An 18581-nucleotide genomic window follows, 5' to 3' on the forward strand; every position below is an offset into this window, starting at 1 on the left:
TCGATGGTGGGCACATGATCACCTGGCCTGGCAGTCTGTACGGCATGACCGCCCTGCTTCGCTCCCGCGTGACCGACTGGACCGTCGCCGTACCCGTGCTCGCTGTCCTGGTGCTGATCGTCACCTGGGGGCGAGACCTGCCCGGCCCGATCATCGTGGTGGTCGCGGTGCTGCTGGGCGGGGCGGTGCTCGCCGCCGTGCACCACGCGGAGGTGGTCGCCCACCGGGTGGGGGAGCCGTACGGGTCGCTGGTGCTCGCCGTCGCGGTCACCGTGATCGAGGTCGCCCTCATCGTCACGCTGATGATCAGCGGGCCGGAGAAGACCCAGTCGCTCGCCCGCGACACCGTCTTCGCCGCTGTCATGATCACCTGTAACGGGATACTCGGCCTGTCCCTGCTGCTCGGGGCGCTGCGCCGTCGTGTCGCCGTGTTCAACCCGGAGGGCACCGGCGGGGCGCTGGCCACCGTGATCACCCTGGCCACCCTGAGTCTGGTCATTCCGACCTTCACCACGGCCCGACCTGGCCCGGAGTTCAGCCCGGCCCAGCTCGCCTTCGCCGCCGTCGCGTCGCTGGCGCTGTACGGCCTGTTCGTGCTCGTGCAGACCGGCCGGCACCGCGACTACTTCCTGCCGGTCGACAGTCAGGGCCGGGTGATCGACGCCGAGGAGCACGCCAAACCGCCGACGACCCGCGCGGCGCTGGTCAGCCTGGGGCTGCTGCTGGTGGCGCTCGTCGCCGTGGTCGGCGACGCCAAGACCGTCTCACCGACCATCGAGGCCGGGGTGGCGGCGGCGAACCTGCCGCACGCGTTCGTCGGCGTGATCATCGCCCTGCTGGTGCTGCTGCCGGAGACGCTGGCCGCCGCCCGCGCCGCCCGCCGCGACCGGGTGCAGATCAGCCTGAACCTCGCCCTCGGCTCCGCGATGGCCAGCATCGGCCTGACCATCCCGGCCATCGCGATCGCCTCGATCTGGCTGGACGGTCCGCTGCTGCTCGGCCTCGGTGGCACCCAGCTCGCGCTGCTCGCACTGACCGCGGTGACGGCGGTGCTGACCGTCGTGCCGGGCCGGGCCAACGTGCTGCAGGGCGGCGTACACCTGGTGTTGCTGGCCGCCTTCGTCTTCCTCGCCGCCAGCCCCTGACCCCGCCGTCACCGACTCCCGCCGCCCGGCGGATCGTCCGCCAGACGATCCGCGCGGGCGTTCAGGTAGCGCTGCTGCGCCAGGTTCGTCGAGCGCGTCGCCGCCATCCGGTACGCCTCCCGCGCCGCGATCCGCTCACCGACCTGCTCCCACAGGTGGGCGCGGGCGGCCGGCAGCCGGGGATCGTCGGCGAGCCGGGCGTCGTCGGCCAGGTCGGCGAGCAGCGCCAGGCCGGCCGACGCGCCTCTGCTCATCGCCACCGCCACCGCGTGGTTGAGCGCCACGACCGGGTTGTCGGAGATGCCCAGCAGCACCTCGTACAGGGCGGTGATCTGCGCCCAGTCGGTGGCCGCCGCGCTGAGCGCCTCGTCGTGCACGGCCGCGATGGCCGCCTGCACCTGGTACGCCCCGACAACCCCGCGCGGCAGCGCCGCGGTGATCAGCTCGACCCCCTCGGCGATCTGGTCGGCCCGCCAGCGGCCGCGGTCCTGCTCGGCCATCGGCACCAACTCGCCGTGCGGGCCGATCCGCGCCGGAGCACGGGCATCGGTGAGCAGCATCAACGCGAGTAACCCGGTGACCTCGGGATCCTCGGGAAGTAGCCGCTGCACCAGGCGGGCCAGCCGGATCGCCTCGGCGGTCAGGTCGGCGCGTAGCAACCCGGGGCCGGCGGTGCGCGCGTACCCCTCGGTGAAGATCAGATAGAGCACGTGCAGCACGGCCGCGAGCCGGTCGCCGCGCTCCGCGTCGGTGGGTGGCGCGAACCGCAAGCCGGTGTCGCGGATGCGCTGCTTTCCCCGGCTGATCCGCCGGGTCATCGTCGCCTCCGGCACCAGGAACGCGCGCGCCACCTCGGCGGTGCTCAACCCGCCCACCGCTCGCAGCGTGAGCGCGATCTGCGACGCCGGTGACAGCGCCGGGTGGCAGCACAGGAACAGCAGGATGAGCGTGTCGTCGGCGTCCGCCGCTGGTCGATCGGCCGGCGGAGCGCGCCACTGCTCCGGCAGCACCCACCGGGCCACCGTGTCCTCCCGCCGCATCCGGGCCTGCTCGCGGCGCAGCAGGTCGGTCAGCCGGCGGGACGCGACGGTGATCAGCCAGCCGCGCGGATTCTCGGGTACGCCGTCGCGCGGCCAACGGCCCGCCGCGGCGATCAGCGCCTCCTGCACCGCGTCCTCGGCGGTGTCGAAGTGCCCGTAGCGGCGTACCAGCGCGCCGAGGACCTGCGGCGCCAGTTCGCGCAGCAGGTCCTCGACGGGAGTCTCCGGCACCGGTCAGCCGGCCAGGTCCTCGACGCCCTCCAGCACCGGCCGCACGTCCACGTACCCGCCGGGAGCGTCCGGATCGACCAGACCGGCGGCGATCTCGGTGGCCCGGTCGAAACTGGCGCACTCCACGATCGTGTAACCCGCGAGGACCTCCTGCGTCTCCGGGTACGGGCCGTCGGTGACCACGGGCGCGCCCTCGCGTACCTGCACCCGGCGGGCATGCACCGGCTCGCTCAAGCCTCGGGCGTCGACCAACTCGCCGGACTCGGCCAGCGCCTGGTGGAAGGTCTCCATGTGCTTGTGCATCGCCGCGATCTGCTCGGCCGACATGGCCGGCCGGTCGGTCGCCCGGCCGGACAGCACGTCGTAGTCCTGCTGGGAGCCGTACAGCAGAATCATGTACTTCACGGGTGTCTCCTCGTATCGCGGGCACCGCCTCCGGCACCACCTACCAGAAACGTCGAAGCCCAACCCCCCACCCGGACACCCCGCCCGCCCGATTCGATCCGCTGATCATGAAGTTATTCCCCCGACACGCCGACATCGAGGGCAATAACTTCATGATCAACCGGGGGAGGGGTGGGGTGGGGTGGGGGAGCGGGGACGGGTTACTGGCCGTAGGAGCGGCGGAGGCGGTCATTGATCAGGTAGTTGAGCCGGTGCCGCAGGTAGCCGAGTGTGCTCTCGCTTGGCACCTCCCCATCGGTGGTTAGGGTCCACCGCAGCGCGCACTCCGGACCGGGCCGGTGGGCCGCCAGGTCGAAACGGATCCGGTCCAGCGGCCGGTGCGGCCACAGCGACGACCAGATCAGCAGTACGGGCGCGTAGCCGGCCACCACCCGGGGCGGCACCTCGTCGTCACGTAGCTCCAGCCAGGGGCGGCTGCCAACCTCGTACGGGTCGCGCAGCGAACGCCACACGACGTGCGGCGGGGCCGGCTGACGTCGAAGGCGGCTGCCCAGCTCGTGCACGACGACCCTCCTCGCCGGACGGCTGCACCCGCCCCGGGTCATTCTGGCCGTAGAACGTCGGTGCCGTGAACCATCCGCCGCCAGCGGACGTGAAACCGGTGCGTGAGCGTGGCGGTCGTATCGTCGGGGTACTGCGCAGCGCAGCGCCGACGCCAGGGGAGGACACAGTGGTGGCACGGTCGGGACGCAACGCCCGAGGCCCGTTGGTGGGCCTCCTGATCGCCGCACTGGTGTCGCTCGCCTGCGCCGGCGGTGGGTTGGCCGAGCCGGAGGGTGAACGCCCCGCACCGGAGGTGTCGAAGGCATCTCCGGAGGCGAACACCACCCGGGCCGACAGCACCACCAGCGTCGCCGAGTTCGAGCAGGACGTCGCCGACGCGCAGGCGATCGCCGAGCGATACTGGGCGGCCCAGTTCAAGGCGTCCGCGCAGCGGTTCCAGCCGATCCGGCGGATCACCCCGTACCAGCGGGAGGGCGAGGTGTCCTGCGGCGGCCAGCCGCTGCCCCGCAACAACGCCGTCTACTGTTCGCAGGGCGACTTCATCGCGTACGACGTCGCCTGGTCGGTGGGGGCGTTCCGCCAGGTCGGCGACGCGTTCGTGTTCTACCTGCTCGGCCACGAGTACGCCCACGGCATCCAGGTGCGGCTCGGCATCAACTACAGCTTCACCATCCAGCAGGAGTTGCAGGCCGACTGCATGGCCGGGGCGTACCTCGGTGACTCGGTGCGCTCCGGGGCCCTGACCCTGGCCGAGGGCGACCTGGACGAGTTCCGCGAGGGGGTGGCGGCGGTTGGCGACGACCCGGACCAACCGTGGTTCGCGGAGGGCTCGCACGGCACCGCCGAGCAGCGCACCGACTCGTTCTTCCGCGGCTACGAGCGCTCACTGGAGGCCTGCGACCTGGGTTGAGCGGGTTGCCCGGATCACGTCGGTGGCCATCGCGGTCACCGGCGGTGCCGGGGCCTGGAAGGATCGCCGGTGTCGCCACGACCCTGGAGGATCCGCTGAGCAGCCATCACCCCGCCGCAGTGCTCTTCGACATGGACGGCACGCTCGTCGACAGCGAGAAGCTGTGGGATGTGGCGCTGCAGGAACTCGCGCAGGAGTACGGCGCGGAGCTCTCCGCCGAGGCCCGGCGGTCGATCGTCGGCACCAGCATGGCCGAGTCGATGCGAATCATGCACGACGACCTGGGGCAGCCCGAACGGGATCCGGAGATCAGCGCGGCGTGGATCAACGCCCGGATCCTGGAGCTGTTCCGCTCCGGTCTGCGCTGGCGGCCGGGCGCGTTCGCCCTGCTGCGCGCGGTTCGTGCGGCGGCGATCCCCACCGCGCTGGTCACCTCCAGCCCCCGGGCGCTGGTCGAGATCGCACTGGACACCCTGGGCCGGGACAACTTCGACACGGTGGTCTGCGGCGACGAGGTGGTCGCCGCCAAGCCGCACCCCGAGCCCTACCTGACCGCGGCCCGGCTGCTGGGCGTGCCGATCGAGCGCTGCGTGGCGATCGAGGACTCCCCGACCGGGGTGGCCAGCGCGCTCGCGTCCGGCGCGGCGGTGCTGGCCGTACCGGTGGAGGTGCCACTCGGGCGCATTGCCGGCGTACACCAGGTGGAGAGCCTGACCGGCGTGGACCTGGAGTTTCTCGCCGGGCTGCTTGCCGACTGGGCCGGCGCGACCGGCTGACGGGGCCGGCGTGGATCAGGGGCGTTCGGCGAAGACCGCCCCGACCACCTGGTAGCCGTCGAAGGCCCTCGCGGCCCCCGCGTACGCGGCGAGGTGGATGAACAGTTCGACGATCTCCTCCTTGGTCACGCCCGAGTTCAGGGCGATGCGCAGCTGGCCGCGCAGCGGCTCATGAGTGCCGAGGGCGGCGGCGATTGCCACCGAGACCAGGCAGCGGCTGCGCAGGTCCAAGCCTTCCCGGGGCCATGCCTCGCCGAACGTCTGCACCGTTGCGAGGCGACGGAAATCGTGCCCGACGGGCGGCTCGCCATCGCCGAGCGGCAGCACCAGTGGCTGACCGAGCAGCCGCTCGGCGTTGTCCAGTGCCCGCGGGTACGCATCCTGATCGGTCATGTCACCGGACCCCGGCTCGCCGCCGCCTGGGTCGCTGGCGGACCGGCGCCCTGCCGGCGCCACCAGTCTGGCACTCGGACGCTTGCAGCCGAGGCCAAACGACCATGCCGGATGGCTGAGGCCCCCGATCGCCGGGCACGGCGACCGGGGGCCTCGGTGGTGCGATCAGTCGTGGGCGATCGCGCCCAGGACGTTGATCCGTGCCGCACGGATGGCGGGTAGCACCGCGGCCACCACCCCGATGATCGCGGCGAGACCGAGGAAGACACCCATCTGCCCCCAGGGCAGGATCAGGTCGGTGATGCCCTCGTCCTTGAGCGCCTCGACCACCGCGGCGCCGAGGCCGGTGCCGACCGCCACGCCGAGCAGCGCGCCGAACACGGAGATCACCACCGCCTCCACGGTGATCATGCCCATGGTCTGCGACCGGCGCAGGCCGATCGCCCGCAGCAGACCCAACTCGCGGGTCCGCTCCAGCACCGACAGCGCCAGGGTGTTGATGATGCCGAGCACGGCGATCACGATGGCCAGGGCCAGCAGGATCTGGATCATCGTGAGCAGCCCGTCGAGCTGACCGGTCTGCTGCTTGATGAACGCGTCCATGTCGGCCACCGACACCTCGGGGCTGTCCGCCAGCAGCGTCTCCACCTGGGGCTGCACGTCGGACACCCGGGTGCCGGGGGCGAGCTGGATGAAGCCCTGGATGGGCTGCGGGATGGCGAAGTCCTTCGCGGCCTGCACCGGCAGCGTCACCGGGTTGGTCAGCTGCGAGGACTCGTAGATGCCGCTGATCGTGTACGTCCGTGCCTCGCCCCGGTTGAGCTGCACCTTCACCGTGGAGCCCACTGACCAGCCACGGGAGGTGGCGGTGTCGGAGCTGGCCAGCATCTGGGTCGGCCCGAGCCGGTCGATGTCACCGGCGGTGGCCTTCGCGCCGAAGATCTGCCGCAGCGACGTGATGTCGCTGCTCGCCGCGACCCAGGTGCTCTCGCCGTCGAGCTTCGCCATGTCGCCGTACTCGCCGTCGACCAGCCGCACACCGGGCAGGGTCTTCGCCTGGTCCAGCACCCCCGGGTCGAAGCTCGGCGGACGCGGACCGCCCTGCACCCCGGCGATCACCAATTCGGCCTTGATGGTGTCCTTGGCGAGCGCGCTGATGCTGCCCTTGGCCGAGTCGAGGATCACCGTGACGCCGGTGACCAGCGCGATGCCGACCATCAGCGCGGCAGCGGTGATCGCCGTCCGGCGGGGGTTGCGGCCGGAGTTGAGCCGGCCCAGCTTGCCCGGAACCGACCAGGAGAAGATCGCACCGAGCAGGCTCACCACCGGCCGGCTGATCAGCGGGGTCAGCAGCGCCACGCCGATGAAGGCGAACAGCACCCCACCGAGGATGGTGGGCAGCGTCTGCCCGCGCGCGTTGCCGCTGAGCCCGAGGAACAGCAGCACCGCGCCGACGCCGGTGACCAGCGACCCGGCCACGGTGACCTTGGTCAACGGCCGGTCCGGGGTGGCCACGTCCTGCATGGCCGCGATCGGCGGGATCCGGGACGCCCGCAGCGCCGGCAGCAGGGCCGCCACCACGGTGATGATCAGACCGACGGCGAACGAACCGATCACCGCGGCCGCCGGCACGCCGATCCCGGCGAGGGTGAGACCGCCGGCCAGCTTGCCGAACAGGAACGCCAGCAGCGCGCCGATCCCGATGCCCGCGGCCAGGCCGAGGACCGAGGCGATCAGCCCCACCGCGATCGCCTCCAGCACCACCGAACCGATGATCTGCCGACCGCTGGCCCCGATGGCGCGCATCAGCGCCAGTTCCCGGGTCCGCTGCGCGACGATGATCGAGAAGGTGTTGAGGATGAGGAAGGTGCCCACGAGCAGCGCCACCGCGGCGAAGCCGAGCAGGATCTTGTTGAAGAAGGACAGGCCCTCCTTCAGGCTCGCCGAGGCGTCGGCGGCGACCTGCTCGCCGGTCTTCACCTCGAAGTCCGGGCCCAGGGCGCGAGCCACGTCGTCGCGCAGCGCCTCGTCGGAGGCCCCGCCGGCATTGGCTACGGTGATGCTGCTGAACGTGTCCGGCTGGCCGAGCATCAGCCGCTGCGCCACGGGCGTGGTGAAGAAGACCTCGTTGACCCCGCCGATCGAGTCGCGGTCACCGCTGTAGCCCATGATGCCGACGAGCGTGAAGTCCCGCTTCTTCGACTCGAACGCGGTCAGCACGCCGACCTTCTGGCCGACCTGCACCTTCGCCGCGGTGGCCAAGGACTTGTTGATCACGATCTCGTCCTCGGCCTGCGGCCCGCGCCCCTCCCGCAACTGCATCAGCTCGCTCTCGCCGGTCCAGTTCTCGCCCAACTGCGGCGGACCGAACGAGGTGAGCACCTTGCCGTTGCTGCCGATCACGCGAGCGCCGTCGGCGTTGACGATGCCGGTCGCCGAAGCGACCCCCGGCACCTGCTTGACCCGGTCCACCACGGCGGCGGGCAGCGGGGCGGAGGTCTGCTCGCCCTCCAACTCGCTCAGCTCCACCTTCGGTTTCGCCGCGACGTTCACGTCGATCTCGGAGAAGCCGTCGGCGAAGACCGAGTCGAAGGAGCGACCCAGCGTGTCGGTGAGCACGAAGGCGCCGGAGACGAACATCACCCCGAGCACCACCGCCAGCCCGGACAGGATCAGCCGGACCTTGCGGGCCAGCAGACTCTTCATTGTCGCCCGGAACATCAGTTGCCCACCTCAGCCGGGGTGTCCAGCTTCTTCATGGTGTCCAGCACCGTCTCGGCGGTCGGCTCGATCAGTTCCGAGACGATCTGCCCGTCGGCGAGGAAGACCACCCGGTCGGCGTACGCGGCGGCGGTCGGGTCGTGGGTGACCATCACGATCGTCTGGCCGTGCTCGCGAACCGAGTCGCGCAGGAAGTTGAGCACCTCCGCGCCGGAGCGTGAGTCCAGGTTTCCGGTCGGCTCGTCCGCGAAGATCACCTCGGGACGGGAGACCAGCGCCCGCGCGCACGCCACCCGCTGCTGCTGGCCGCCGGAGAGCTGCGCCGGCCGGTGGTCCAGCCGGTCGCGCAGACCGACGGTGTCGATCACCGTGTCGTACCAGGCCGCCTCCGGCTTGCGGCCGGCGATCGACAGCGGCAGCAGAATGTTCTCCTTGGCGGTCAGCGTGGGCAGCAGGTTGAACTGCTGGAAGATGAAGCCAACCTTGTCGCGGCGCAGCTTCGTCAGCCCCGCGTCACCCAGCCCTGTGACGGTCGTCTCACCGATCGCCACCGTCCCCCGGGTCACCGAGTCAAGCCCGGCGAGGCAGTGCATCAGCGTCGACTTGCCGGAACCCGACGGCCCCATGATCGCGGTGAACCGGCCACGTTCGAATTCCGCGCTGACCCCCCGCAGCGCGATGACCTGAGCCTCGCCGCTGCCGTACACCTTCCACACGTCGTTCGCCCGGGCCGCGGCCTGCGCCTGCCGGCCTACCGTCGCGGTCACGTCATCTACCTCTTCCGTCTGTCCGAATTCACGCCGCCCCCCGATGGTCCGGCGCGACTGTTCCATCATCGGCGCTGCTCACGCCCGTTCCGTCCGCCCACGGGCTGACCCCGCGCGGATTTCCCGCTGCGGGTGCACCCCCATGCCGAGTCAGGGTTGCCCCTGACTCGACGCCCGGTCGACCGTGTTTCCGATCGTGCGGTACGCCGTCGGCCCGACGCTCCCACCTGACGCCACAGGAGGGTCAACCGCGCCGAGCCACCTCTGGTCACGGTAGGTGACGACGGCAACGGCCTACGTCCCCCCAGGGTGGGATCTTCGAGTACGCCGGGTGAGGTACTCGGGACGGCGGAGGCTACGCCCGGGGGCGGACCAGACCCGACTCGTACGCCAGCACCACGGCCTGTACCCGGTCGCGTAGCCGCAGCTTGGTCAGCACATGCCCGACATGGGTCTTGATGGTGGTTTCGCTGACCGACAGCACCGCCGCGATCTCGGCGTTGGACAGGCCTCGGGCGACCTGCACCAGCACTTCGCGCTCGCGCTCGGTGAGCGCGTCGAGCGCCGCCGACGGCGTCGCCGTCGGGTCGGGCAACAGCGTGGCGAAGCGGTCCAGCAGCCGCCGCAGGATCCGTGGCGCCACCACCGCGTCCCCGCCCGCCACCGTGCGGATCGCCGAAATCAACTCCTCGGCCGGCACGTCCTTGGCCAGGAACCCGCTGGCCCCGGCACGCAACGCGCCCACCACATACTCGTCCAGGTCGAACGTGGTCAGCACCAGCACCCGCACCGGCAGTCGAGCGTCGACGATCGCCCGGGTCGCGGCGACCCCGTCCATCCGGGGCATCCGGATGTCCATCAGAACGACGTCGGGTAGCAGCCGGCGGGACAGCTCCACCGCCTCCAGGCCGTCACCGGCCTCCGCCACCACGTCCAGGTCACCCTCGGTGCCCAGCACCATCCGGAACCCGGTACGTAGCAGCGGTTGGTCGTCGGCGAGCAGGATCCGCACCGGCCGCGCCGGGGCCGCCCGATCGGTCATGTCGTCTCCTGTCCAGCCGGCGTCCTGCTGCCGCACCGGTCATCCTCGCGTACACCGGCCGGTGCGTCGCGGATCACCGTATTGGCCGGCCCGTCGCTCTGTCCCGACCGGAACGGCACCGCTTTGGTCGGCTTTCCGGCATCGGCGTCGGCACGAGAGCGCACCGGGCGCGAGCGATCAGGGCCGTCGGGGCCCGGCGGGTCTCACCGCGCGGGGCGCGAACGTCGCCCGGGGGCCGTCACTCGTCCGCGCCCGGCGCCACCGGAGCGGACCGGGAATCGCGCAGCGGGTCGGCGCTCGCCGCCGCGACCGGGAAGGGCGGCGGAGTGCCGCCGAAGCTGGGGCACAGCGCCTGGTGGCTGCACCAGTCGCAGAGGCGGCTCGGCCGAGGCCGGAAATCCTGCCGGGCGGTGGCCTGCTCGATCGCCCTCCACAGGGCCACCACCGTGCGCTCGAAGCGGACCAGGTCGTCGGCGTCCGGCGTGTAGTCCAACACCTCGGCGTCGCGCAGGTAGAGCAGTCGCAGCACCCTGGGGACCACCCCCCGGGTGCGCCACAGCACCAGCGCGTAGAACTTCAACTGGAACAACGCCCGCGCCTCGAACGCCTCCCGTGGCGCGCCCCCGGTCTTGTAGTCGACCACCCGCAGCGCGCCGTCCGGTGCGACGTCGAGCCGGTCGAGGTAGCCCCGGATCAACAACTCCTCGTCGACCACCGCCGAGATCAGGCTCTCCCGTTCGGCCGGCTCCAGCCGGGTCGGGTCCTCCACCGCGAAGTAGCCCTCCAGCAGCCCGGCTGCCGAGCGGAGGAACTCCACCGGACCGGCCGGCTCGGCCCCGTCGAAGATCCCGGCCAGCTCCGGCTGCTCGGTGACCAGCCGGTCCCACTGGGGCGCCACCAGGTCGCCGGCGGCCGCCGGCGTGCGGCCCTGCGCGGGCAGGTCGAACAGGCGCTCCAGCACCGCGTGCACCAGCGTGCCCCGGGCCTGCTCGATGGTGGTGCGCTCGGGCAGCCGGTCGATGCTGCGGAACCGGTACAGCAGCGGGCAGGTCTTGAAATCCGCCGCACGCGACGGGGACAGCGAGGCCCGCACCGTAGGCGGCGCCTGCGCCGGGGAGGTGGGCTGGGAGGTGGTGACCGGTTCCGCCGTCATGTCGGCAAAGGTTAGGGCACCGGTGTGACACCGACCGCCGCCCGCCCCGTACAGCGACGGTCCGTAGCATCGTGCCGATGGAGCAGACATCCCGCCCGCCGCGCCGACCCGACCGGCGCCTCGGCCTGAACGTCGGCCGGGTGTTCGGGGTGCCGCTGCACCTCAACGGCTCGATGGTCCTGCTGGCGGTGCTCATCGCCGTGCTGTACGCCGAGTTCGCCCGCCGACAGCTGGACCTGCCGCAGATCAGCGGCTACCTGATCGGCTTCGGATTCGTGGTGTCGCTGCTCGGCTCGGTGCTGCTGCACGAGCTGGGCCATGCCCTCACCGCCCGGCGCTACGGCATCGGTGTGCGCGGAATCACCCTGGAACTGCTCGGCGGCTACACCGAGATGGACCGGGACGCCCCGACCGCCCGCATCGACCTGCTGGTCTCGCTGGCCGGCCCGGCCGTGTCCGCGGTGCTCGGCGGCGTCGCGGTCGCCGCGACGCTTGCCCTGCCCGAGGGGACGGTGGCCCACCAACTCGCCTTCCAGCTCGCGGTCAGCAACGTCATCGTCGCGGTGTTCAACAGCCTGCCCGGTCTGCCCCTCGACGGCGGCCGGGCGCTGCGTGCGGCGGTATGGGGGATGACCCGCGACCGGCACCTCGGCACCGAGGTCGCCGGGTGGGCCGGGCGCGTCGTCGCCGTGGGCACCGCGGCCCTGGTCCTGCTCCTCACCCTCGCCGACTACCTGGCGCCGCTGGCGCTGCCGCTGATGTTGCTGGTCGCCGTCACCCTCTGGCGCGGCGCCGGTCAGGCGATCCGGGCCGCCCGGGTCGGCCGCCGCTTCCCGCTGATCGACCTCGCCCGGCTGGCCCGTCCGGTCTGGCCGGTGGCCACCGGTACGCCCCTGGCCGAGGCCCAGCGCCGACGCGCCGAAGGCGGGCAGCCCGGCGCGCCCCTGCTGGTCACCGACTCGGCCGGCCGGCCGGTGGCGCTGGTCGACCCGGCCGCCGCCGACGCGGTGCCCGTCGAACGCCGACCGTGGCTGGCGGTGGACGCCGTCGCCCGATCACTGGGCACACTTCCCTCACTGCCGGTCGGCCTGGACGGCGAGCGGGTGATGGACGCCGTACAGACCCACCCGGGCGCGCAGTACGTGGTGACGTCAGGCGAAGATGTCGTCGGCATTCTGCACATCGCGGACCTGGCACAGCTCCTCGAACCCAACCGGAAGATGACACCGTGACCGCAACTCCCTCCACCGTCGGAGCCGACCCCGCCACCCCGGCGCTGACACCCGTGCACCGTGGGCCGTTCCGGCCCGGCGACCGGGTCCAGCTGACCGACCCCAAGGGGCGGATGCACACCGTGACGCTGGAGCCCGGCAAGGAGTTCCACACCCACCGCGGCATCCTGGCGCACGACGCGCTGATCGGGCTCCCCGACGGCAGCGTGGTGACCACCTCCGGTGGCGGCACCGCGTTCCTCGCCCTGCGGCCACTCCTGTCGGACTACGTGCTGTCCATGCCGCGCGGCGCCCAGGTGATCTACCCGAAGGACTCGGCGCAGATCGTCGCGATGGGCGACATCTTCCCCGGCGCGAAGGTCCTCGAGGCCGGCGCGGGCTCCGGCGCGCTGAGCTGCTCCCTGCTGCGGGCCGTCGGCACCGAGGGTGAACTGCACTCCTTCGAGCTGCGCGACGACTTCGCCCAGATCGCCAAGCGCAACGTCGAGGCGTTCTTCAACGGGCCGCACCCGTCGTGGAACCTGCACGTCGGTGACGTCGCACAGTGCCAGGAGACCGGCTTCGACCGGATCATCCTGGACATGCTGACGCCCTGGGAAACTCTCGACATGGTCGAGCGGGCACTGGTGCCGGGCGGGGTCTTCATCGGCTACGTCGCCACCACGCCGCAGCTGTCCGAGCTGGTGGAGGCGCTGCGCGAGCGCGGCGGCTGGACCGAGCCGCGGGCCTGGGAGTCCCTGGTGCGCGACTGGCACGCCGAGGGCCTCGCCGTGCGGCCGGATCACCGGATGATCGCGCACACCGCGTTCCTGGTGTCCGCGCGCAAGCTGGCCCCGGGAGTCACCGCGCCGCCGCGTCGGCGCAAGCCCAGCAAGGGCACCGAGGCGTACGTGCAGCGCCGCCAGGACCTGCGCGCGGCGGAGGCGGCCCGACAGGCCGCAGCCGCCCAGGCGGCAGGCGCGCAACCCAACGGTACGGGGGAGATGGACAGGCCGTGACCATCGAGCTGGGTGCCGGCACCGCCGAGCAGGGGGAGACGCTGGCATGAGCCGACCGGGCTACGGCGGCGGAGACCTCCCTGCGGTCTTCCCCGACTGGTCGCCCTACCAGGATCTGGAGTCGGCGGCGCGGGCCTACCTGCGCGACCCGGACGTGGCCCTGGAGGCGCTCGGTGGCGTGCTGCGCGGCGCGTCGGTGCTCGGCTTCACCCTGGAACGCTTCGTCAACGAGGTCAACGGCGTGTGGCAGGAGGTCGTCGTCTGCGACGGCAGTCGGCTGATCCTCTGGCACGGCGAGGACGTACCGCCGGAGGAGGGCCCGCCGGGCTCGATGACCTCGTCGTTGCGGGTGGTGCCGGTCTCCACCGTCACCGAGGTCGGCTGCCGGCGGCGGCTCAACCGCTCCGACAGCGGCGAGATCCGGGTCGACAGCATCGACGTCTACCTGCTGCTCACCTCGCTGGACGAGGCGCCGCCGAGCGAGGAGATGGTCGGCACGCCACGGCACGACGCGCTGCGCTTCGGCAAGACCCTCGACGACGGCGGGGCCGGGCAGATCGCCCGGCTGGAGGAGTTCGCGCGGCTGGTCGCATCGGTGGTCGGCCGTCCGATGCTCTGAGGCGTACCCCGTCCTGGGCCCGGCCGGGCCGTGTGGCCCGGCCGGCCGGTGATCAGTCTTCCTCGGCGTCCGGCCCGGCGACCTCGACACCGTCGCCGCGCACCACGTGGATGCAGTCGCCCGGGCACTCCTTCGCGGAGTCGATCACCTCGAGCCGCAGGTGCTCGGGCACGTCGACGCGGCTGCCCGGCGCCATCCGCAGCTCACCGTCGGCGCCCTTGACGTACGCCAGGCCGTCGATGTCGAACTCGAAAACCTCCGGCGCGTACTGCACGCAGAGCCCATCGCCCGTGCACAGATCCTGGTCCACCCAGACCTGCAGCTGATCGGTCGCGACCTCGGCCATCAGTGCACCCCCCATGTTCTCGCGTCGTACGGTCCGACGGTACCTGAACGCCGGTACCGGCCCGCCGGGCCACCCTTGGCGATCAAGGTTCGGTGACGAGGGTGTTGCATGGGACCGAATCGGCCTCATAGCGGCTAGTGTTAGGGCAGAACGTTCAAGCCCCCCGGGGAGGTGGGACGTGGCAGCACGCAGCGACGACGCGGACTCGCGCGCCGCACGGTGGGAGAAGGAAGCCCACGATCTCTCCACGCAGGTCGCGTTCCTTCAGGAGGAACTCGCTCTGGTGCGGCGTAAGTTGACCGAGAGCCCCCGACACGTCCGGCAGCTCGAAGAGCGGCTGGCGGCCACCCAGGCACAGTTGGCGCGGCTGACCGAGAACAACGACCGGCTGGTGAGCACCCTCAAGGAGGCTCGCACGCAGATCGTGACGCTCAAGGAGGAGATCGACCGGCTCGCACAGCCGCCGAGTGGTTACGGCGTCTTCCTGGCCAAGCACGAGGACGGCACGGTGGACGTCTTCACCGGCGGCCGCAAGTTGCGGGTCTCCGTCTCGCCCTCACTGGACGTGGCCGAGTTGCGCCGCGGTCAGGAGGTCCTGCTCAACGACGCGCTCAACATCGTCGACGCGTTCGGCTACGAGCGGGTCGGCGAGGTGGTGATGCTCAAGGAGATCCTGGAGGGACCAGGTGGCGGTCCGGGTGACCGGGCGCTGGTGGTCTCGCACTCCGACGAGGAGCGCATCGTGCACCTCGCCGAGACGCTGATCGGCTCGACGATCCGCGCCGGCGACTCGCTCATGATCGAGCCCCGCTCGGCGTACGCGTACGAGCGGATCCCGAAGAGCGAGGTCGAGGAGCTGGTCCTGGAGGAGGTGCCCGACGTCGACTACGGCGACATCGGTGGCCTCCAGTCGCAGATCGAGCAGATCCGGGACGCCGTGGAGCTGCCCTTCCTGCACGCGGACCTGTTCCGTGAGCACCAGCTCCGTCCGCCCAAGGGCATCCTGCTCTACGGCCCGCCCGGCTGTGGCAAGACGCTCATCGCCAAGGCGGTGGCCAACTCGCTGGCCAAGAAGATCGCCGAACGGCAGGGCAAGGAGAAGCACACCAGCTTCTTCCTCAACATCAAGGGCCCGGAGCTGCTCAACAAGTACGTCGGCGAGACGGAGCGGCACATCCGGCTGATCTTCCAGCGCGCACGGGAGAAGGCCGGCGAGGGCACCCCGGTGATCGTGTTCTTCGACGAGATGGACTCGATCTTCCGGACCCGCGGCTCCGGTGTCTCCTCGGACGTGGAGAACACCATCGTCCCGCAGCTGCTCAGCGAGATCGACGGCGTGGAGGGGCTGGAGAACGTCATCGTCATCGGCGCCTCCAACCGGGAAGACATGATCGACCCGGCGATTCTGCGCCCCGGTCGGCTCGATGTGAAGATCAAGATCGAGCGACCGGACGCCGAAGCGGCCAAGGACATCTTCTCCAAGTACATCCTCTCCGGACTGCCCCTGCACCCGGACGACCTGGCCGAGCACGGAGCCGACCCCCAGGCCACCGTCGCGGCGATGATCGACGCCGTGGTGCTGCGGATGTACTCGGAAACCGAGGAGAACCGCTTCCTCGAAGTCACCTACGCCAACGGTGACAAGGAAGTCCTCTACTTCAAGGACTTCAACTCCGGCGCGATGATCCAGAACATCGTCGACCGGGCCAAGAAGATGGCCATCAAGGAGTTCCTCACCTCCGCTCGCAAGGGGCTGCGCCTGCAGCACCTGCTCGACTCCTGCGTCGACGAGTTCCGCGAGAACGAGGACCTCCCCAACACCACCAACCCCGACGACTGGGCCCGCATCTCTGGCAAGAAGGGCGAGCGGATCGTCTACATCCGCACGCTCGTCTCCGGTGGCAAGGGCGCTGAGGCCGGCCGGTCCATCGAGACCGCCAGCAACACCGGCCAGTACCTCTGATCGTCCAGCGGCGGCACCGGACTCGTCCGGTGCCGCCGCTGCGTGCTTCTGCTTCTCCGCCTCCGTCGAGTCCGCCCGGACCGCGCAGCTTCTGCGTCGCAGCCCTCGTCCACTGCGGCCGCTGGTGGCCGACCAGGCCGCTCAGCAGGCCATCGACGGAATCCGCGCGGCGAGCCCGTCGCCGCGGGCGGGCCTCACCGTGATGCCACTCCACGTCGCCCCGGCACGGTAGCCACGCCGCGCCGCCGGCAGGGCCGCGCGGTGGGCCACCGCGCAGACTAGTCTCGATGGTGTGAGCGGCGGGTACGCCGGCTCCAGGGGCGAGCGAAGCGAGTGGTCGCATGACGGTACGTCGGATCATGGGCACCGAAGTCGAGTACGGCATCTCCGTGCCCGGACAGGCCGGAGCCAACCCGATGGTCACCTCATCACAGGTGGTCAACGCCTATGGGGCCCGCCCAGAACTGAACCGGGGCGGGCGAGCTCGTTGGGACTACGAGGAAGAGTCGCCGCTGCGCGACGCCCGCGGCTTCACCTACTCCGGAGCGGCCTACGACCCCGCCGAGGCGTTGGCCGACGAGGACCTCGGCCTCGCCAACGTGATACTCACCAACGGCGCACGTCTCTACGTCGACCACGCCCACCCCGAATACTCCACCCCGGAGGTCACCACCCCCCGGGACGTGGTGCGCTGGGACAAGGCCGGCGAGCGGGTGATGGCCGAGGCGTCGCGTCGCGCCGCCACCATCCCGGGCAGTCAGCCGATCCACCTCTACAAGAACAACACCGACAACAAGGGCGCCAGCTACGGCGCCCACGAGAACTACCTGATGCGCCGGCAGACCCCGTTCGCCGACATCGTGGCGTACCTGACGCCGTTCTTCGTCACCCGCCAGATCGTCTGCGGTGCCGGCCGGGTCGGCATCGGCCAGGACGGCGGGCAGAGCGGCTTCCAGATCTCCCAGCGCGCCGACTTCTTCGAGGTCGAGGTGGGCCTGGAGACGACCCTCAAGCGGCCGATCATCAACACCCGCGACGAGCCGCACGCCGACGCCGACAAGTACCGCCGGCTGCACGTCATCATCGGCGACGCCAACCTCTCCGAGATCTCCACCTACCTCAAGGTCGGCACCACCGCGCTGATCCTCAACATGATCGAGGAGAAGGCGCTCGGCGCCGACCTCGGCATCGCCGACCCGGTCAGCGAGCTGCGCGCGGTCAGCCACGACCCCAGCCTGTCGCACCGCATGCGACTGCGCGACGGTCGCCGGCTCACCGCGCTGGACCTGCAATGGGCGTACCTGGAGCGGGTCCGGTCCTTTGTCGACGACCGGTACGGCACCGACGCCGACGAGCAGACCGTCGATGTGCTCGACCGCTGGGAGAGCGTGCTGGACCGGCTCGGCCGCGACCCGATGCTCTGCGCCGACGAGCTGGACTGGGTGGCCAAACTGCGGCTGCTGGAGGGTTACCGGGAGCGCGAGAAGCTCGGCTGGGGCGCGCACAAGCTCCAACTGGTCGACCTGCAGTACTCCGACGTCCGGCCGGAGAAGGGCCTCTACCATCGGCTGGTCAGCCGGGGGGCGATGAAGACGCTGCTCACCGACGACGAGACCCGTACCGCGATGACCGAGCCGCCGGAGGACACCCGCGCCTACTTCCGCGGCCGTTGCCTCGCCCAGTACGCGTCCGAGGTGGTGGCCGCGAGCTGGGATTCGGTGATCTTCGACGTGGGTCGGGAGTCGCTGGTGCGGGTGCCGATGATGGAGCCGGAGCGTGGCACTCGTGCGCACGTCGGAGCACTGTTCGACCGCTGCGCCAGCGCCAAGGACCTGCTGGAGACGTTGACCGGGGGCTGAACACGCGTCCGGATGCCCGTCGTGTGCCGCAAGCCGGCGCGCGGCGGGCTTTTCGTCGCCCGCGCGAGGTAAGTTCATCGCAGACGATCGTGGAGGAGGCAGCAGTGGCCACTCATGACAGCGGCGGCCAGTCGCAGTCCGGCAAGTCCCGTCAGGGCGAGGAAGTCGAGGACGTCACCACCGAGGCCAACCCCGAGGTGGCCGAGCGGCATGCCGAGATCACCGAGGACGTCGACGACCTCCTCGACGAGATCGACTCCGTCCTCGAAGAAAACGCAGAGGAGTTCGTGAGGGGTTACGTACAAAAAGGCGGCGAGTAGGGCATAGCCGGACGAAACGGACGTGCCTCGTCCTCTGGATGACCGGGATGGCCACCGCCGCTACCGCGACTGCGGCGAGTGGCTGCCCCTTGATTTG

18 protein-coding genes are annotated in these 18581 nt (G+C 71.0%); 9 read left to right on the forward strand and 9 right to left on the reverse strand.

Annotated elements, in window-relative coordinates; all coding sequences use genetic code 11:
• Positions 1-44: 44 nt before the first annotated feature.
• On the forward strand, positions 45-1145 hold the full coding sequence (locus HNR20_RS30085) for a calcium:cation antiporter (protein WP_184189284.1): 1101 nt from the start codon (positions 45-47) through the stop codon (positions 1143-1145).
• A gap of 8 nt (positions 1146-1153) precedes the next feature.
• Here HNR20_RS30085 and HNR20_RS30090 read toward each other — a convergent pair whose 3' ends face one another.
• The 3 genes from HNR20_RS30090 to HNR20_RS30100 all read right to left on the reverse strand — a co-directional run bounded on the left by HNR20_RS30090 (position 1154) and on the right by HNR20_RS30100 (position 3384).
• Positions 1154-2416 (reverse strand): RNA polymerase sigma factor, encoded by a 1263-nt coding sequence (locus HNR20_RS30090; protein WP_184186895.1) that lies wholly within the window; start codon positions 2414-2416, stop codon positions 1154-1156.
• 3 nt (positions 2417-2419) lie between these two features.
• Positions 2420-2812, reverse strand: a complete 393-nt coding sequence (locus HNR20_RS30095; protein WP_221311167.1) for a YciI family protein — start codon at positions 2810-2812, stop codon at positions 2420-2422.
• A 209-nt stretch (positions 2813-3021) separates the two neighbouring features.
• On the reverse strand, positions 3022-3384 hold the full coding sequence (locus HNR20_RS30100) for a hypothetical protein (protein ID WP_184186901.1): 363 nt from the start codon (positions 3382-3384) through the stop codon (positions 3022-3024).
• 167 nt (positions 3385-3551) lie between these two features.
• On the opposite strand from HNR20_RS30100, the gene HNR20_RS30105 reads away from it, so the two are divergent.
• Together HNR20_RS30105 and HNR20_RS30110 are read left to right on the forward strand one after the other, a co-directional pair.
• Positions 3552-4295 carry a neutral zinc metallopeptidase gene (locus tag HNR20_RS30105; protein WP_184186904.1) on the forward strand — a complete coding sequence of 248 codons (744 nt, stop codon included), beginning with the start codon at positions 3552-3554 and terminating at the stop codon, positions 4293-4295.
• Positions 4296-4414: 119 nt separating this feature from the next.
• Positions 4415-5071, forward strand: a complete 657-nt coding sequence (locus HNR20_RS30110; protein ID WP_184189286.1) for an HAD family hydrolase — start codon at positions 4415-4417, stop codon at positions 5069-5071.
• Between the two features lie 15 nt (positions 5072-5086).
• On the opposite strand, the gene HNR20_RS30115 is transcribed toward HNR20_RS30110, so the two are convergent.
• From HNR20_RS30115 to HNR20_RS30135, 5 genes are all read right to left on the reverse strand, one after another.
• Complete coding sequence (locus tag HNR20_RS30115; protein ID WP_184186907.1) at positions 5087-5464, reverse strand: carboxymuconolactone decarboxylase family protein; 378 nt, start codon at positions 5462-5464, stop codon at positions 5087-5089.
• 165 nt (positions 5465-5629) lie between these two features.
• Positions 5630-8185: an ABC transporter permease gene (locus tag HNR20_RS30120; RefSeq protein ID WP_184186909.1), complete on the reverse strand. Its 2556-nt coding sequence runs from the start codon at positions 8183-8185 to the stop codon at positions 5630-5632.
• Positions 8185-8952: an ABC transporter ATP-binding protein gene (locus HNR20_RS30125; protein ID WP_184186912.1), complete on the reverse strand. Its 768-nt coding sequence runs from the start codon at positions 8950-8952 to the stop codon at positions 8185-8187. Before HNR20_RS30125 ends, HNR20_RS30120 begins: the two co-directional genes overlap by 1 nt.
• Before the next feature lie 355 nt (positions 8953-9307).
• A complete protein-coding gene (locus HNR20_RS30130; RefSeq protein ID WP_184186915.1) occupies positions 9308-9994 on the reverse strand; it encodes a response regulator in 687 nt (228 codons plus the stop codon).
• Positions 9995-10232: 238 nt separating this feature from the next.
• Positions 10233-11147, reverse strand: coding sequence for a RecB family exonuclease (locus HNR20_RS30135; RefSeq protein ID WP_184186918.1), 915 nt, complete (start codon positions 11145-11147; stop codon positions 10233-10235).
• Between the two features lie 140 nt (positions 11148-11287).
• Here HNR20_RS30135 and HNR20_RS30140 point away from each other — a divergent pair, with 140 nt between their 5' ends.
• The 3 genes from HNR20_RS30140 to HNR20_RS30150 are packed head-to-tail and all read left to right on the forward strand — an operon-like array spanning position 11288 to position 13996.
• On the forward strand, positions 11288-12379 hold the full coding sequence (locus tag HNR20_RS30140; protein WP_373291089.1) for a site-2 protease family protein: 1092 nt from the start codon (positions 11288-11290) through the stop codon (positions 12377-12379).
• Positions 12376-13377, forward strand: coding sequence for a tRNA (adenine-N1)-methyltransferase (locus HNR20_RS30145; protein ID WP_373291064.1), 1002 nt, complete (start codon positions 12376-12378; stop codon positions 13375-13377). Before HNR20_RS30140 ends, HNR20_RS30145 begins: the two co-directional genes overlap by 4 nt.
• 46 nt (positions 13378-13423) lie before the next feature.
• The gene (locus HNR20_RS30150; protein WP_110567382.1) at positions 13424-13996 is read left to right on the forward strand and encodes a hypothetical protein; all 573 of its coding nucleotides are present in this window, start codon (positions 13424-13426) and stop codon (positions 13994-13996) included.
• A gap of 52 nt (positions 13997-14048) precedes the next feature.
• On the opposite strand, the gene HNR20_RS30155 is transcribed toward HNR20_RS30150, so the two are convergent.
• The gene (locus HNR20_RS30155; RefSeq protein WP_184186924.1) at positions 14049-14342 is read right to left on the reverse strand and encodes a ferredoxin; all 294 of its coding nucleotides are present in this window, start codon (positions 14340-14342) and stop codon (positions 14049-14051) included.
• A 178-nt stretch (positions 14343-14520) separates the two neighbouring features.
• Between HNR20_RS30155 and arc the strand changes: the two genes are divergently transcribed.
• From arc to HNR20_RS32525, 3 genes are all read left to right on the forward strand, one after another.
• Positions 14521-16305 carry a proteasome ATPase gene (gene arc, locus HNR20_RS30160; protein ID WP_184186927.1) on the forward strand — a complete coding sequence of 595 codons (1785 nt, stop codon included), beginning with the start codon at positions 14521-14523 and terminating at the stop codon, positions 16303-16305.
• 341 nt (positions 16306-16646) lie between these two features.
• Entirely contained in the window at positions 16647-18164 is a 1518-nt protein-coding gene (dop, locus tag HNR20_RS30165) for a depupylase/deamidase Dop (RefSeq protein WP_373291063.1), read from the forward strand.
• A gap of 104 nt (positions 18165-18268) precedes the next feature.
• On the forward strand, positions 18269-18484 hold the full coding sequence (locus HNR20_RS32525; protein WP_184186930.1) for a ubiquitin-like protein Pup: 216 nt from the start codon (positions 18269-18271) through the stop codon (positions 18482-18484).
• Positions 18485-18581 lie beyond the last annotated feature (97 nt).

The sequence above is a fragment of the Micromonospora parathelypteridis genome, from assembly GCF_014201145.1.
Lineage (GTDB): Bacteria > Actinomycetota > Actinomycetes > Mycobacteriales > Micromonosporaceae > Micromonospora > Micromonospora parathelypteridis.